Raw genomic sequence first — 15,365 nt, forward strand, 5'->3', positions numbered from 1 at the left:
CCGTGCGGTGGCTCGTGAATCGTCCGTGGTGCTATCGCAAGACGAACTTGAGTTATCAGTCGCGCTTCCCGGCGATCCATCCAAAGCGGCGCGACAACCTCTGGGTTGCCGCGCCCAAGATCCGCGCCGGCCCACCTGTCACGGCATTGTCGAAGCTGCCGCTCGGCCCCATCAACGCGAGCACGAGGCAGATGCTGCCGCTATGGTCCAGTACCGGTGCGGCCAGGGTGTCGATGCCCGGTACGGGCCGGCTCAACGCCGTGTCGATGCCGTCAGCGCGGATCTGCGCGAGCCGTTGCGCGTAGTGAGAGTTCAAAGGCGGGATGGTGTCTGGCACGCTCGCTGTCCCAACGAGCGCTGACTCATCCGTGCCCGCCAGGCGCAAATGATCCTGCGTCAGCAGACCGTAACGCACGTCATCAGCCACATACGCGGAAAACACGCGCCCGATGGCTGTATTGACAAGCGACATCACCGTCCCCACCCGCAAGCTCACATGCAGCGGCCGTGCGGATTCCTCCAGACGCACGACGGTAGGTCCAAGCGGCCCAAGCACCGCCATCGCGACGCTCATGCCGGTCGACGCCGCCAGCTCGACGATCTCCGGTTCCGCTTCGCGCGTCGGCGATAAACGTTGCAGGCCGATCAAGCCCAGCTCGAGCGCCAACGGCCCCGCCGCGAAACAACCCGCGGCATCGCGGCTCAGCAGGCCGATTTTCAGCAGACTGACCAGATGCGCAAACGCCTTCGCCGGCGGCATGCCCGCCGCGGCGGCGAGATCGCGCAAGCTGAGCGGCTGCCCAGCCGCGACCAGCGCAGCAAGCAGTTCGCCCGTGCTGTCGAGCGACTGGATGCCGCGCTGCTGCTTGGCTTCTGCCCCGGCGTACGAGGATGAGGAGGGGAGCGTATGGTTCACGGCTATCTGTCAGGAAGCGAGGCTGAATGAGGCGGCTGCGAATTCTGCATGGATGTCCCGCGCGGTGGCCTGGAGAGCACGCGCGGTCGGCCCGTTCCATTTCACGTCGATCGAGCCCGTCGAGCCTATGACGGTGAGCGCGAGGCGGAACACGCCCGACGCGTCGAGCACCGGCGCGCTCAAGCTGCTGATTCCCGGGCTTGGCGTATCGACGCCGCGTTCCAGGCCGCGTTCGCGAATCGTCTCCAAGGCCGCTTCGAACGCCTCGCGCCCGGCCGGCTCGATCATGCTTTGTTCGTGCCGGCCCGACTGATTCGTCCACATGGCCCGCAACGTGTCCTCGGGCAGATAAGCGCAGAACACGCGTCCTGTCGACGTGGCCGGCAGCGACATCACCGTGCCCACGTGCAGATTGACGTGCAACGGAAAGCCGCCATGTTCATAGCGGACGATGGTCGGCCCTTGCGGCCCGGCAATACAGATTGCCACGCTGAATCCAATCGCTTCGGCGAGCGCGGCGACGCGCGGCACCGCGGCGCGGAACGCCGGCTGGTGCTCGAGGTGCAGCAGGCCGAGCCGCAGCGACAGTGGCCCTGGCTCATAACGGCCCGTCAGTTCGTCGCGCTTGATGAGGCCGAGCCGCGTCAGACTCACGAGGTAGGTGTGCGCCTGGCCAGGCGTCAGCGCTGCGCCCGCGGCAAGATCCGACAGCGCAAGTGGGCTGCGGGCCTGCGCCAGCGCGTGCAGCAACCTCCCGCCCACCTCGACGCTCTGGATGCCGCGCTGTGGCTTGCCGCCTTCGGACGCGGCCGCGCCGGAGCGCAGTTCGCTCACAGCTTCGCTGCCGCTCCCTGTATCCGCGCTGTGCTTGCCGCGATTTCCGTCACCGCGCCTGGCGGCCGGTTTGGCTGGTTTCGTCACACCCGTACTCGTTCCGAAAAAGGGTCCATGTTAAACGAAGCCAGGTCCGCCCCGACCTTCCTCGGCTCTTGTATCAGTGTGCACAGAGGATTTGCATATAGCAACATGATTCGTTATTGACAAATAAACATCGCCAGCCATAAGATGCACTTACCCCGGCACACCAGCGCAGTCACAGAGTCGAAAACGGGGCGAGACACCTCCTCCAATGCCGCCTGCTGCGCGCCTCGTTCCGAACGGCGCTGCTGCCGGCCGTCTCGCCTCACATCCACCTTTTGAGGGAGACACAGCATGGCCAAAGCATTCGCATCCCAAGCCGATCTGGAAGAAAAGAAAGTCACGTGGACGCAGTTGTCCGAGAACGCCTATGCGTATACGACCGAAGGCGATCCGAATTCCGGCGTGATCGTTGGCGACGACGGCGTGCTGATCGTCGACACCACGGCCACGCCTGCCATGGCCAAAGATCTGATCGCGAAGATTCGCAGCGTGACCGATAAGCCCATCAAATACGTCGTGCTGTCGCATTACCACGCCGTGCGCGTGCTCGGCGCGTCGGCGTATTTCGCCGAGGGCGCGCAGGAGGTGATCGCGAGCCGTGGCACTTACGAGATGATCGTCGAGCGCGGCGAGCAGGACATGAAGTCGGAGATCGAACGCTTTCCGCGTCTGTTCGCAGGCGTCGAGACCGTGCCCGGGCTGACCTGGCCCACGCTCGTATTCGAGCGTGAAATGACCCTGTTCCTCGGCAAGCTCGAAGTGCGCATCGCCCATCTGGGCGCAGGACACACGAAGGGCGATACGATTGTCTGGCTGCCGTCGCAGAAGGTGCTGTTCTCCGGCGACCTCGTCGAATACGACGCCGCTTGCTATTGCGGCGATGCTCAGCTCACCCAGTGGCCGGCTACGCTCGAAGCGCTGCGCGCGCTTAACGCGGAAAAGCTGGTGCCGGGCCGCGGCCCCGCGCTCACCACGCCGGAAGAGGTCAACAAAGGCCTCGATTACACCAAAGACTTCGTCACCACGCTGCTGCAGCAAGGCCGCGAAGCCGTCGCGCAGAAGCTCGACCTGAAAGCCGCGATGGCGCATACGCGCAAGGCGATGGATCCGAAGTTCGGCCATGTGTTCATCTACGAGCATTGTCTGCCGTTCGACGTCTCGCGCGCTTTCGACGAAGCGAGCGGCATTACCCATCCGCGCATCTGGACGGCGCAGCGCGACAAGGAAATGTGGGACGCGCTGCAAGCCTGATAAGAAACGCACCGCGCAGAGACGGGTGGAGACACAAGATGAGCATCAACTACCAGACGCTGTCGTTCGAGTATCAGCCGTGCCGTGAGCAGCAGGGCGGCGCGCAGACGGCAGCGTATCCGGTCATCGTGGTCGGGGCGGGGCCGGTCGGCCTCGCGACGGCAATCGATATCGCGCAGCAGGGTGTGCCGGTTGTGCTGGTCGACGACGATTGCTCGCTGTCGACCGGCTCGCGGGCCATCTGCTTTTCGAAGCGCTCGCTCGATATCTTCGACCGGCTCGGCTGCGGCCAGCGGATGGTGGACAAGGGCATTAGCTGGAACGTCGGCAAGGTGTTCCTGAAAGACGAGCTGGTGTACACCTTCAATCTGCTGCCCGAGTCCGGTCATCATCGTCCTGCGTTCATCAATCTCCAGCAGTACTACGTGGAAGGTTATCTGCTTGAGCGGGCTCGCGAACTGCCTAACCTCGAGATTCGCTGGAAGAGCAAGGTGGTGGGGGTTCAGCAGGAAGGGGCGGCCGGTACCGATGGCGCGAGCGTCACGCTTACGGTCGAAACGCCTGACGGGCAGTATGCGTTGCGCGGCCGCTATGTGGTGGCCGCCGACGGCTCGCGCAGTCCGATGCGGCACCTGATGGGACTAGACAGCCACGGGCGCACCTTCAAGGATCGTTTCCTGATCGCCGACGTCAAGATGGAAGCGGATTTCCCGACCGAGCGCTGGTTCTGGTTCGATCCACCGTTTCATCCGAATCAGTCGGTGCTGCTGCATCGTCAGCCGGACAATGTCTGGCGCATCGACTTCCAGCTCGGTTGGGACGCCGACCCGGTCATCGAGAAGACCCCGGAGCGGGTGATTCCACGCGTGCGGGCCTTGCTCGGACCGGATGCGAAATTCGAGCTGGAGTGGGTGAGCGTCTATACGTTCTCGTGCTTGCGGATGGATCGCTTTCGCCACGGCAACGTGCTGTTCGCCGGCGATTCGGCGCACGGTGTCTCACCGTTCGGCGCGCGCGGCGCGAATAGCGGCGTGCAGGATGCCGAGAATCTCGCGTGGAAGCTCGCGATGGTGCTGGCGGGCCGTGCGTCGGACGCGTTGCTCGACACCTATGCGAGCGAGCGCGAGTACGCGGCCGACGAAAACATCCGCAATTCAACCCGCTCCACCGATTTCATCACGCCTAAAAGCGCTGTCAGCCGGGTGTTTCGCGATGCCGTGCTGAAACTCGCGCGCAATCATGCCTTCGCGCGGCAACTGGTGAATAGCGGGCGCCTGTCGGTGCCGGCGGTGTTGTGCGACTCGCCGCTGAACACCGCGGACAGCGACAGCTTTGCCGGACAGATGGTGCCGGGCGCAGCGTGCTGCGACGCGCCGGTTCGCGTCGCGGGGCAACCGGCATGGTTGTTGCCGCATCTGGGGCAGCGCTTCACGGGTGTGCTGTTCTGCGGCGCGGACGGCATCGACGCGGCGACGCGCGAAGCGCTCCGGGTTTTACAGCGCGGATCGATTCCTTTGACGCTGGTGCTGATTACCACTGAGGATGCCGAAGCGAATCGCACGGCGATGGAAAATTCGCAACCGGATGTCAAGGTTATGCACGACAGCGAAGGCCTCGCTCGCGCTCGCTACGATGCGACGCCCGGCACCTTCTATCTGGTTCGCCCGGACCAGCACGTCTGTGCCCGCTGGCACACGCTCGATGCGGGTAAGGTCGAGCAGGCCCTGAAGCGTGCGTTATGCGTGGCCGGCACGGCATGAGTGCAACAACGGCAGGAGACAAACATGGCTCTTAACACCCAACCCAATCTCGCCCGTCCCGACGATTTCTACGAGGCGTTGATCGACATGCATCGCGATTTCGACGATGCGCAAAGCCAGTCGGCCAATGCGCAATTGATCCTGTTGCTGGCGAACCATATCGGCGATCACGCGACCTTGCTCGAAGCCATGCAGCATGCGCGCGCCGGTGCTACGGCATCCAGGGCATGACATCGGGTATAGCGGCGCATGGATTCTGGCCGTTGGAAATTCAATCGCGGCACGCGCGCCGCGCGGCTATGATGGCAAGGTTTGCAGCACGCCCGCTGCGTCCTCGCTTGATTGAAGCCCGTGCCACGCTCACCCATGTTCGCAGAACTGATTCGCTGGAAACGTCCGCGTGCCGACGCGCTGCACGAGACGCACACCGACACGCCGAACCGCATGGAGACGCTGCTGCTGGCAGTGGCGCTCTCCTTGGGCAGCGCGATTGCCCTGGGGCTCGCACGCTTCGCTTACGCGTTGTTATTGCCCGCGATGAAGCTCGATCTGGGCTGGAGCTTCGCGCAGGCGGGCGCGATGAATACGGCCAATGCCCTGGGCTATCTGCTGGGCGCATTGGCTTTTCCCCGCCTGTCACGGCGCGCGTCGTCAGCGGCATTGTTCGTGGCCGGCTGTGTCGCGACAGCGTTGCTGATGGCGATAAGCGGCGTGCTGATCGACACTCACGCCTTGCTGACCTTGCGCGTCATCACAGGTGCGAGCAGCGCGTTGATTTTCATCAGCGGCGGCGTGCTGGCGGCGCGGCTCGCGTCGGCACGGCCGCGCGATGCCGGGCTGGTGCTCGGCTTGTACTACGGCGGCACCGGTTGGGGCATCGTCGCTTCCGCGATCCTCGTGCCGCTCACGATCGCCCGCGCGCTCCACGGCTGGCAACTGGCGTGGTTTGCGCTCGCGGCTGCCTGCCTCGCTTTCGCGGTGGTGGCCAGCGGCGCTGCACGCCGGATCGAACGGGGCCATACGGCGGTTACGAAGGGCACGGTTGCACCATCCGCTGATGGCGAGGCATTGCACTGGCCGCGCTTCAGTCTTGCGTTAGCGGGGTATGGACTGTTCGGTGTCGGGTATATCGGCTACATGACGTTTATCGTCGCGCTGCTGCGCAATGCCGGGATGAGCGCCGCGATCGTCACCGGCTTCTACATCCTGCTCGGCGTGGCGACCATTGTCTCGGCGCGCCTGTGGTCGGGGCTGCTGGACCGGATGCGCGGCGGCCAGGCGCTTGCAGTGTTCAATGGGCTGCTCGGCCTCGCGACCCTCCTGCCGGCGCTGGCCACCCATCCATTTGCCGCGTTCGTTTCGGGTGCGTTGTTCGGCGCGACGTTTCTATCCGCGGTCGCCTCGACGACCGCCTTTGTGCGGCACAACCTGCCTGCCACACATTGGGCCAAAGGGATTAGCGCGTTCACGATCGTGTTCGCGTTCGGGCAGATTGTCGGCCCGTTGGCGATTGGCTGGATCTCGGATGGTGCGGGGTTGGCGCGCGGGTTGGTTTACTCGGCCTTGCTGCTGATCGCCGGAGCGGTGCTTGCGGCGTGTCAGAAGCCGGTCGGCGGGCGGTGAAGCTCGCTTCCGCCGGCCCGGTAGGACCGGTGGGGCGCTTTTATCGCGTTCCGGGCTGGGTGTTTGCCTCGCCCGGGGTTGTACACGTGATGCCCGCTAGTGTTTCGGAGCGAGTGGTGTGGAGAGCGAACCGTTGCTGCCGCTCGTTGAGCCTGTCAGTCCTCCGAGCAGGCTCGTCAGTGGCGAGAGCAACGACGATGCGCCGCTGGTGCCGCCAAGCGTGCCGGTCAGCGAGCTGACCAGGGTGGTTAGCGGCGCAACAGGACTGGACGTGGACGGGGTCACCAGGCTAGTCGACGACCTGCTGTGCGAACTGCCGCCCAGTGTGCCAGTCAGTCCGCCTAGCAAGGTGGTGAGCGGGGCGGCCGAGCTGCTGCCTTGAGAGCCGCCTGCGAGCAGCGAGTTGCCGCCTAGCGCGCCAGTCAATCCGCCTAGCAAGGTGGTGAGTGGTGCAACCGGGCTACTGCTGCTGCCTTGTGAGCCGCCCGTGACTGGCGCAAGTTTCAGGCCGCCGAGCAATGCGGTGACGGGTGCCAGCAGGTTGCCTGCACCGTTGCTGCCCGTTCCGACTGAGTTGCCTGAATGGCCGCCTGGTGTGCCGGTGCTTACTCCGTTGCCGTTCCCGCTGCCACTGTTGTTGCCGAGCGTAATCGGGACGATCGGAACGCTGATGGCGCCGACGTTGACCACCAGGTCCAGGATGGGATTGAGCAGGCCGCTGGTGATCTGATTGCCGTTGCCGGAGCCGCCTGAGGAACTGGAGCCGCCAGAACCGCCGCTGGAACCAGAACCGCCTGAGCCACCCGAGCCGCTCGAACCACCGCCGTATCCAGAACCGCCAGAACCGCCTGAGCCACCCGAGCCGCTCGAACCACCGCCGTATCCAGAACCGCCAGAACCGCCGGAACCGCCGGAACCGCCGGAACCGCCCGAACCGCCGCCCCAGCCTCCTTGCCCACCTGTGCCGGAGCCACCACTTCCACCGCTTGACCCACCGCCGCCATAGCCGCCGTCGCCGCCACCGCCGCCGCCAGAGCCACCAGAGCCACCAGAGCCACCAGAGCCACCAGAGCCACCAGAGCCACCAGTCCCGGTTCCCCAACCTCCCTGACCGCCGTCTCCATCTCCAGAGTCGCCGCTATATCCGTCGCCACTTCCTCCCGGCGAGACCCAGGCCCAACCGCTACTCGAACCGTAACCGGGACCCGAACCGACGCTGAAACCGGAGCCGGAGCTGACGCCGCCTACACTGCCACTGCCATAACCCATTCCGGACGAACCGCCTTGTCCGCCCGTGCCCATGTAGCCCGATCCCGGTTGTCCGGTGCCGGTCCATCCGCTTTGCGTGGTCAAGGGGGGCGGCGTGCCCGTGACATCGCCGGCCTGACATGAAGTAGCAAGCGACCACCATAGGATTGCGCTCGCCGATGCAACAAGAGTGTGTTTGAAGGGAGCCATGATTAGTCCTTTCGCGATGGAATCGCGTCCTGATTGGTCAAAGGTGTAATCAGTGCCCCCGGAAAACCGCTGATCGGTCTTGCAGAAAACGGTCTTGCAGAAATGTTTGCTCCGGGCCCGATACCGCGTGTGTGCGCGCTGCCTGTTGTTGGAGTCGGGCGCTGTGGCGCCATGATTGGATGTGGCTTGCTCGGGCAGTCGTCACGCGCAAGTTCCGCGCCAAGACGTGTGCGCAGAATCACGCGGTACTTCGCCGTGCAGGTATTTACACCGTTGGGGATGGGGGCACGTAGGAGCCTTGCCGGATCGCGTTCCTGACCGCGACGCATATGCGAGCGCGCACTTGCAGCACGCTGCATGTCGTGCCGGAGATGTTACGTGTTCCCGCGACATGCCACGTAACCTGGCCGTTACACGATCCGCCACGCGTATAGCTCAGACAAAACGCCGCGTGTCTATGATATGGAGTCCGATATATTGCGCGGCGTGTTCGAAACACGCGTTTAGATTTCGACCGAGGGAATACTCTTCATACAGCGCAGCGCAAACATGGAGCGGCTACGGCGGATGCCAGAGATCCGGTAGAGCTTTTCTCGCGCAGGAAGCGTCCATATCCAACGGTGCCGTCTACTGCTACTTTCACCAGATAGTCATATTCACCCGGGACGAGATAGGCTTCGAGCACTTCGGGCAGCGTTGCCAGTTCCGCGCCGAAGCGGGCGAGGGCGTCGTCTTCGTGACGGTCGAGTGTCGCCTCGAGGATCACGACATCGGCAAAGCTCAGTTGAATCTGAATCGGGCTGAAAACGTTTCAGCAGGCTGTTGGTCCGGCCCCAGGATGATCTATCTCAAAAAGTTTTTCCCACATATTGATAATTTACGCAGACTCGAATTAAGATGACTTCCCTCGATGCGCGATGCGTATCGAGTCGGCGAAGAGTCACATTTGCGGTATCCGTTCAATGTGTCAGGTTCGGGACGCGACGGCTGAGCGTCAGCGTCCTGTCAACGCAACACCTAGAAAATTGGGAGACGAAGATGCTGAGCCCTCACGAATTCGCAACGCTCATGCTGGTCAAGGACGCCACGGATCAACTGGAAGTAGACCGGGCCGATCTCGATGTTCTGCTGGCGCGTCAATTAGTCAGTCTTGAACACGCATCTTCGGGGCAAGCGCTACCGCGCCTAACCCGCCAGGGCCATTCGTTCCTGAAAGCAGCCGGCCGGATTCACTGAGCGGGCAGACGCGCCACAAGAGCGTTGCTGTCAGCGCAACCCGACCAAGGGCTCAAGACAACCAACAAAGTGAACGGCCGTGCAGTTGCAAAACCTGAGAGCGCAGTAAATTAGTTTGTTATGCTTATTTAAAACAAGAAACATACCGGGGATGAACGAGATCACGTCACGCTGGCACGTTTTAGCTGGCTCGTCTTCCCACCTTGGCCATTCGATTATTCCAGGATGCGCTCGCCGGTCTGGCGAGCGCATTGCCGAATCGATTTCAGGAGATTCACAATGAACGAGTTGTATCCCGAGGAGTTTGCCGCCGCTCAAAAGGCGAGCCTAGAAGCGTTCTATGGCCTCGCCAATCTGGCCGTGGAAGGCTTGCAAAAGCTGACTGCGTTGAATATGCAAGCGGCGAAGTCGGCTTTGGCCGACTCGCAAAAGCTTCTGTCCGCCACTGATCCACAGGCGTTTTTTACGCAACAGACTGGCCCCAACGGCGAGCTTGCGGCGCGCGCCCAAGCTTATCAACGCGGCCTGTATGAGATCGTATCCGGCGTGCATACGGGCCTCATGACGATTGCAGGGGAGCAGTACGAGGCGCACAATCGCCGGGTGCAAGCGCTCTTCGAGACGATGTCCAGGCAGGCGCCGGCAGGTTCAGAAGCAGCGGTTGTCGCGCTGAAGCAGTTGATGGAGTCGAGCCGCGTGCTGCACGAGAGCGTCAACAAGTCGGTTCGTCAGGCCGTCAGCATGGCCGAAGGCGGTTTCGAAGCCGCGCTTTCGCGGACCGCGAAGGCATCGGACGTAACGACCGGGTGAGAGCAGCCGGGCAGGTGGCTGCGCGCAAGCCGGGTCACAACCCACTCACGCGAGGCAGCCGCTGTGACAAACCAGATCGCATTGGTGACAGGTGGAATGGGCGGCATTGGCGAAGCCATTGCCGTCAAATTGCATGATGCCGGCTATACGACTGTGGTTACTTATTCGCCAGGCAATGTCGGCGCGTCCGCCTGGCTCGAACGGATGGAAGCGGCGGGGCGGCGCTTTCACGCCTGCGAGGTCGACGTTGCGGACTATGACTCGTGCCAGCAAACGGCTCAGAAGGTAGAGGCCGATGTGGGTAAAGTCGACATTCTCATCAACAACGCCGGCATCACGCGTGATGCCAGCTTCAAGAAGCTCGACAAGATCAACTGGGACGCGGTTCTGCGAACCAACCTCGATTCGCTCTTCAACATGACCAAGCCGCTGTGCGACGGCATGGTGGAGCGCGGTTGGGGACGCATCATCAATATCTCGTCCATCATCGGCTCCAAAGGCGGCTTCGGTCAGACCAACTATGCCGCCGCGAAGGCGGGCATGCATGGCTTTACGAAGTCGCTGGCGCTCGAGGTCGCGAAAAAGGGCGTAACGGTCAATACCATATCGCCCGGCTTTATCGCCACCAAAATGGTGATGGCGGTGCCGCAAGAAGTGCTCGACACCAGGATCATTCCGCAGATCCCGGTCGGCAGGCTCGGCCAGCCCGAGGAAGTGGCGGCGCTCGTGCTCTATCTGTGCTCGCGGGAAGCGGCGTACGTCACCGGCGCCAACATCGCCATCAATGGCGGACAACATCTGCAGTAATCGACGCGTTGCTCACTACCAGCATGCCTAAGCATTGCAGTAGGCTGCGTTTGCCCTGATTTCCCACATTGTGTGCTGTTCCGCGAAACCTGAGCGTCGCTTATTTTGGCGCGGTCTTTTTTTTTCGTGGAAACATCTAATCTATATTGTCGCAATGGCAAGCGGCTGGCCGCAATCCAGTTCATCCGCAGCCCGGTGGCGCGTGTGCGCCGGGATCAGTCGTCAGGCACAGCAGCAAAGGGGGAGAGATGTCGACCTCACCGCTTATCGATGATGGCGCTCCGCACGATGCGGCCGGCCTTGCGACACAGAGCGACAAGCGCCTGTATAACCACGACCTGGCGCCCGTTCCGCTCAACCGCCGCACATGGAGCGGCTATTGCATCTTCGCGATGTGGATGTCCGACGTGCACAGCGTCGGCGGCTATACGTTCGCCGCCAGCCTGTTTCTGCTCGGCATCTCCGGCTGGCAGGTGTTGAGCGCGCTGACCGTGGGCATTCTGATCGTCTATGTGCTCATGAACCTCGTCGGCAAACCCAGCTACGTGCACGGCATCCCGTTTCCCGTGATGGCGCGTGTCAGCATGGGTGTAATGGGCGCAAACCTGGCCGCGGTGATTCGCGGCGTGGTCGGCATTGTCTGGTACGGCGTACAAACCTATTTCGCCTCGAAAGCGGTGGCGACGCTCGTCCTTCTGTTCTTTCCCGCGGCCACCGCTTTACAAGGTTTCAGTTTCTTGCGGCTCGACGGCCTGGGCTGGGTCAGCTTCCTCTTCATGTGGGTGTTTCAGTTGATCATCTTCCAGCGCGGCATGGAGACGATCCGCAAATTCATCGACTTTTGCGGGCCGGCCGTGTATGTGGTGATGTTCGTGCTGATGGCCTGGATTCTCTCGCAGGCGGGCCTGGGCAGCCTCAGCCTGACGCTTGGCGGCAAGGTGCTGTCCGGCGGCGAGCAGCTAGCGAGCATGGGCAACGCTACGCTGCTGGTGGTGAGCTACTTCGCCGCGCTGCTGCTCAACTTCGGCGACTTCTCGCGCTTTGCCAGGAGCGAGCGGCAGATGAAGGTGGGCAACTTCCTCGGGTTGCCGGTCAACTTCGTCGTCTTTGCGATCATCACGGTGATCGTCACCTCGGGAAGCGCCAGCGTATTCGGTTCGATGATCATGGACCCGGTGGCGATCGTTGCACACATCCAGAACAAGGCGGCCGTGGTGATCGGAAGCCTGACCTTCATCGTGGCGACCATGGGCATCAACATCGTGGCTAACTTCGTCTCGCCGGCCTACGACATTGCGAACCTGTTTCCGCGCCATATCGACTTCAAGAGGGGCGGCCTCGTGGCGTCCATTCTGGCGGTGCTGGTGTGCCCGTGGATTTTTGTCGACAGCCCGAAGGCGATCACGATTTTCGTCAGCGTGTTCGGCTCGGTGCTCGCGCCGCTGTACGGCGTGATGATGGCGGACTTTTACCTGATCAAGAAACAGCAGGTCGAAACGGCCGAGCTCTACAGCATGTCGCCGCAAGGGCGCTTCTATTACGACGGTGGATGGAACAAGGTGGGCGTTGCCGCGCTGGCGATTTCCGGCATCGTCTCGGTAGGCTGGGAACTCTGTACGCAGTTGCTGCATGTCTTGCCGGACAACAACTTCGGCTGGCTGATCGGCGCCGTGGCAGGCGCGCTGCTGTACGTGGGGATGATGCGGGCGGCGCGGCGAACCTAGGGCCGGCGCAAGCCCGTTATTAGCATGAACAGGCCTTGGCGTGCGGCGCAAGCAGCGCACGCCGGTTGCCTACTTGTGATGCTGCTGGAGCTGGGCGCGCAGGTCGACCGCGTGCGCCGCGCTAACCGGTTTTGCGGCATCGTCGAGATGAACCGCGATGTTGCGATATACGTCGCGGCAGAACTGCATGCCGGTAGGAGCATCGTGGCTTGCGTCGTTGATGGGCGCGACTTTTTCGGGGTTGGTCAGCGCCGCATCCACGGCCATCTCGTCGCTCGGGTCCGCCTGCATGATGCCAATGCCCTGAATCGTCACGGCCAGGCACGGGTCCGGCACCTGCTTGCCGTGCGTGGCGGCCACGTTGAAGTTGATATTCAGGCGCCAGAAGCCGTCATGTATGTTCTGATGAATGATGACGGCCTTGACCAGCTCCTGATGCGACAACAAATACTCGCTGCTTGCCATGAATGTGCTCCTCGAACAAGGTCGTCTTTCGAGTGCCGTGCCGCGTTGAGCGCTGCATCCGCCTGACGTGACACGGCCTGCCGGATCACATTGTACGAGGCTGAAAATCACAATCAAGACACATGCGGCAATCGCACGACAGCTTACGACCTGGACCTGTTTAAGAGCCTGACGGGTGCAGGTTGTCAGTCGCTAAAATTTTTTTGGCTGACGCTAGGCATTGAGCGGCAACACGACCCATACCTCCAGACCTCCACCCTCGCGCGCATGAAACTGCAGCGAGCCGCCGTGCAAACGTGCGATTCGCTCGACGATGGCGAGACCCAGGCCTGTGCCGCCGGATTGCGAGCGTGCGTTGCGGCCGCGCTGAAACGGCGCCTTCAGGGCTTCGAGTTCCTGCGGCGCGAGTCCTTCGCCGCGATCGCAAACCGCTACACATGCGCTGCCGTTCTGCACCCAGGTGCGCACCGCGAATCCCATCCGGCCGTAGACGACGGCGTTCTGCATCAGGTTCATCAGGAGCCGCATCATCGTGATCGGACGAAATGCGAATTCGGGAACCGGCCCTAACGAGAGCGCGAATTCGTGGCCCAGTCCCGCGAAATCCGCTGCAAGCCGGCTGATCAGCGCATTGAGATCGCCCGGCTGCGCGGTCTCGCGTTCGCCGCTGCCGGCGTAGTCCATGAACTGCTGCAGGATGGTGTCGATCTGGTCGAGGTAGGCCTCTGCGGCCACCACGAAATTGTCGTCGCCGTGGTCGGTGATCGCCATGGCCATCGCGAGGCGCAGCTTGGTGAGGGGCGTGCGGATGTCGTGTGAAATACCGGCCAGCATCACGGCGCGGGTCGCCTCGGCTTGTTGCAGTGTCTGCATCATCTGGTTGAAGGCGCTGCTCACTTCGGCGATTTCGGTGGGACCGTCGGTGGGCAGCGGCGGTGGCGTGTCGCCCGAACTGACGCGCCGCGCTGCATGGGCGAGGTTGCGCAACGGCCGGTTCAGATGCAACTGGATCAGATAACCGGTGAGCGCGGCGAGCATGGCGAGGCAGAGGGAGAGCGCGATGGCTGCATCGAGACCGGCGCCGCGGGCATCCTCGGGAATCGGCAGCGCGATCCAGGTGAGGCCGCCCGGTGTGTGAACCCTGATCCATAAACGCTGGCCGCCTTCGGTCTGCCAGCGCACCTGCATGTCAGTGGGGAGATGCCGGCGCAGCGTGTCGAGAAACACGTTGCGCTGATAGGTGAGGTAGAGATGCAGCAGGCTTTGCGGCGGCTCGGTATCGTTGGGGCCCGGCGGCTGCGCGCCATCGTTCAGGCGTGCAATCAGCGTGTCACGCGCATGATCTGGGGCGGCCTGGAACAGCGAGTCGAGCGTGGTGACGTAGTGGGCGAACACGATGGCCGTGCGTTCGACCCGCGGCCTTTGCACGTAATGCAGCAGCACGGCGAGGGAACTGATCTGCGACAGCATGACAAGCACGATCAGCAGGGCGATGTTGCGCGCGAGCAGGGTTTTGGGCAACGCGAGGCGCGGCATGACGCGCCTCATGACTCGACGTCGGCGATCAGCATGTAGCCGACGCCCCAAACCGTTTTGATGAAGCGCGGTTTGGAGGGGTCGTCTTCCACGATTTGGCGCAGGCGCAGCACCTGCACGTCGATGCTGCGATCGAGCGCTCCGTGATCGCGGCCACGGGCTCGCGCAATCAGGTTGTCGCGGCTCACCGGCCGGTTCGGCGATGACGCGAGCGCGACCAGCAACAACATCTGCGCCGAGTGAATCTCGAGCGGTTCGCCTGCGCGCATGAGCAACTGCTTGCCGAGGTCAAGACTGTAGTCGCCGAAGCGCACCGTTTGCGACGTTACGGTCGGCTCGCCTGAGGCGATCTTTTGACGCCGCAGCAGGGCGCGAATTCGCGCCACCAGTTCGCGCGGCAGGAACGGCTTGGCGAGATAGTCGTCCGCGCCCGTTTCGAGGCCTACCACTTTGTCGATCGGATCGCCCTTGGCGGTCAGCATCAGGATGGGCAGTGTTTGCCCTTCGGCGCGCAGCCGGCCGCAGATTTCCAGGCCGTTCTCCTCGCCGATCATCAGATCGAGCACCAGCAGATCGTAGGGCTCGCGCTGCAAGTAGCGGTCGAGCCGCTTGCTGTCCTCGACCACGCGTACTTCGAAACCGTGACCGGTCAGAAAGCGCTGCAGCATATTGCGCAATTCGGCTTCATCGTCGAGGACGATAATCCTCGCAGGTTTGTCCATCCGTGGCTCCTGTCGGTCAAAGTTCGCGCTTTAGCGCGCTACTCGAGTCCCATGCAAAGCTTAAGCGCGAATCCGTCTAACAGAATAGCGTTTTCTGGGGACAGTGCGATCGGAAACCGCTCGCACTCGCCACGTC

14 protein-coding genes and 1 pseudogene are annotated in these 15,365 nt (G+C 62.7%); 8 read left to right on the top strand and 7 right to left on the bottom strand.

From position 1 onward, the window contains the following. Positions 1-55 precede the first annotated feature (55 nt). Complete coding sequence (locus AC1ECK_RS16525; protein WP_480320956.1) at positions 56-916, bottom strand: IclR family transcriptional regulator; 861 nt, start codon at positions 914-916, stop codon at positions 56-58. Between the two features lie 9 nt (positions 917-925). Then, complete coding sequence (locus AC1ECK_RS16530) at positions 926-1,750, bottom strand: IclR family transcriptional regulator (RefSeq protein ID WP_480321075.1); 825 nt, start codon at positions 1,748-1,750, stop codon at positions 926-928. A gap of 378 nt (positions 1,751-2,128) precedes the next feature. Here AC1ECK_RS16530 and AC1ECK_RS16535 point away from each other — a divergent pair, with 378 nt between their 5' ends. The 4 genes from AC1ECK_RS16535 to AC1ECK_RS16550 all read left to right on the top strand — a co-directional run bounded on the left by AC1ECK_RS16535 (position 2,129) and on the right by AC1ECK_RS16550 (position 6,471). Continuing rightward, positions 2,129-3,088: an MBL fold metallo-hydrolase gene (locus tag AC1ECK_RS16535; protein WP_480320958.1), complete on the top strand. Its 960-nt coding sequence runs from the start codon at positions 2,129-2,131 to the stop codon at positions 3,086-3,088. Between the two features lie 38 nt (positions 3,089-3,126). Beyond that, complete coding sequence (locus tag AC1ECK_RS16540; RefSeq protein WP_480320960.1) at positions 3,127-4,848, top strand: FAD-dependent oxidoreductase; 1,722 nt, start codon at positions 3,127-3,129, stop codon at positions 4,846-4,848. A gap of 24 nt (positions 4,849-4,872) precedes the next feature. Then, positions 4,873-5,079 (top strand): DUF2783 domain-containing protein, encoded by a 207-nt coding sequence (locus AC1ECK_RS16545; protein ID WP_480320962.1) that lies wholly within the window; start codon positions 4,873-4,875, stop codon positions 5,077-5,079. 213 nt (positions 5,080-5,292) lie between these two features. Continuing rightward, positions 5,293-6,471 carry a YbfB/YjiJ family MFS transporter gene (locus tag AC1ECK_RS16550; RefSeq protein ID WP_480321077.1) on the top strand — a complete coding sequence of 393 codons (1,179 nt, stop codon included), beginning with the start codon at positions 5,293-5,295 and terminating at the stop codon, positions 6,469-6,471. Between the two features lie 96 nt (positions 6,472-6,567). On the opposite strand, the gene AC1ECK_RS16555 is transcribed toward AC1ECK_RS16550, so the two are convergent. Then, the gene (locus tag AC1ECK_RS16555) at positions 6,568-7,929 is read right to left on the bottom strand and encodes a hypothetical protein (protein ID WP_480320965.1); all 1,362 of its coding nucleotides are present in this window, start codon (positions 7,927-7,929) and stop codon (positions 6,568-6,570) included. A 503-nt stretch (positions 7,930-8,432) separates the two neighbouring features. Further along, positions 8,433-8,722: pseudogene (locus tag AC1ECK_RS16560) on the bottom strand (Lrp/AsnC ligand binding domain-containing protein); the annotation flags it as partial. A gap of 245 nt (positions 8,723-8,967) precedes the next feature. Here AC1ECK_RS16560 and AC1ECK_RS16565 point away from each other — a divergent pair. The 4 genes from AC1ECK_RS16565 (at position 8,968) to AC1ECK_RS16580 (ending at position 12,506) form a co-directional block, all read left to right on the top strand. Then, complete coding sequence (locus tag AC1ECK_RS16565) at positions 8,968-9,165, top strand: hypothetical protein (RefSeq protein WP_480320967.1); 198 nt, start codon at positions 8,968-8,970, stop codon at positions 9,163-9,165. 279 nt (positions 9,166-9,444) lie between these two features. After that, positions 9,445-9,975, top strand: coding sequence for a TIGR01841 family phasin (gene phaP / locus AC1ECK_RS16570; protein ID WP_480320968.1), 531 nt, complete (start codon positions 9,445-9,447; stop codon positions 9,973-9,975). Between the two features lie 63 nt (positions 9,976-10,038). Continuing rightward, the gene (phbB, locus tag AC1ECK_RS16575) at positions 10,039-10,782 is read left to right on the top strand and encodes an acetoacetyl-CoA reductase (protein WP_480320969.1); all 744 of its coding nucleotides are present in this window, start codon (positions 10,039-10,041) and stop codon (positions 10,780-10,782) included. A gap of 248 nt (positions 10,783-11,030) precedes the next feature. Continuing rightward, positions 11,031-12,506 carry an NCS1 family nucleobase:cation symporter-1 gene (locus AC1ECK_RS16580; protein WP_480320971.1) on the top strand — a complete coding sequence of 492 codons (1,476 nt, stop codon included), beginning with the start codon at positions 11,031-11,033 and terminating at the stop codon, positions 12,504-12,506. 69 nt (positions 12,507-12,575) lie between these two features. Here AC1ECK_RS16580 and AC1ECK_RS16585 read toward each other — a convergent pair whose 3' ends face one another. The 3 genes from AC1ECK_RS16585 to AC1ECK_RS16595 all read right to left on the bottom strand — a co-directional run bounded on the left by AC1ECK_RS16585 (position 12,576) and on the right by AC1ECK_RS16595 (position 15,229). Further along, positions 12,576-12,971, bottom strand: a complete 396-nt coding sequence (locus AC1ECK_RS16585; RefSeq protein ID WP_480320973.1) for a hypothetical protein — start codon at positions 12,969-12,971, stop codon at positions 12,576-12,578. A 213-nt stretch (positions 12,972-13,184) separates the two neighbouring features. Further along, on the bottom strand, positions 13,185-14,519 hold the full coding sequence (locus AC1ECK_RS16590) for an ATP-binding protein (RefSeq protein ID WP_480320975.1): 1,335 nt from the start codon (positions 14,517-14,519) through the stop codon (positions 13,185-13,187). Continuing rightward, entirely contained in the window at positions 14,516-15,229 is a 714-nt protein-coding gene (locus tag AC1ECK_RS16595) for a response regulator (protein WP_480320977.1), read from the bottom strand. The genes AC1ECK_RS16590 and AC1ECK_RS16595 overlap by 4 nt, the downstream gene beginning before the upstream one ends. Positions 15,230-15,365: the final 136 nt, after the last annotated feature.

The sequence above is a fragment of the Paraburkholderia sp. SSBN10T genome, assembly GCF_056619545.1.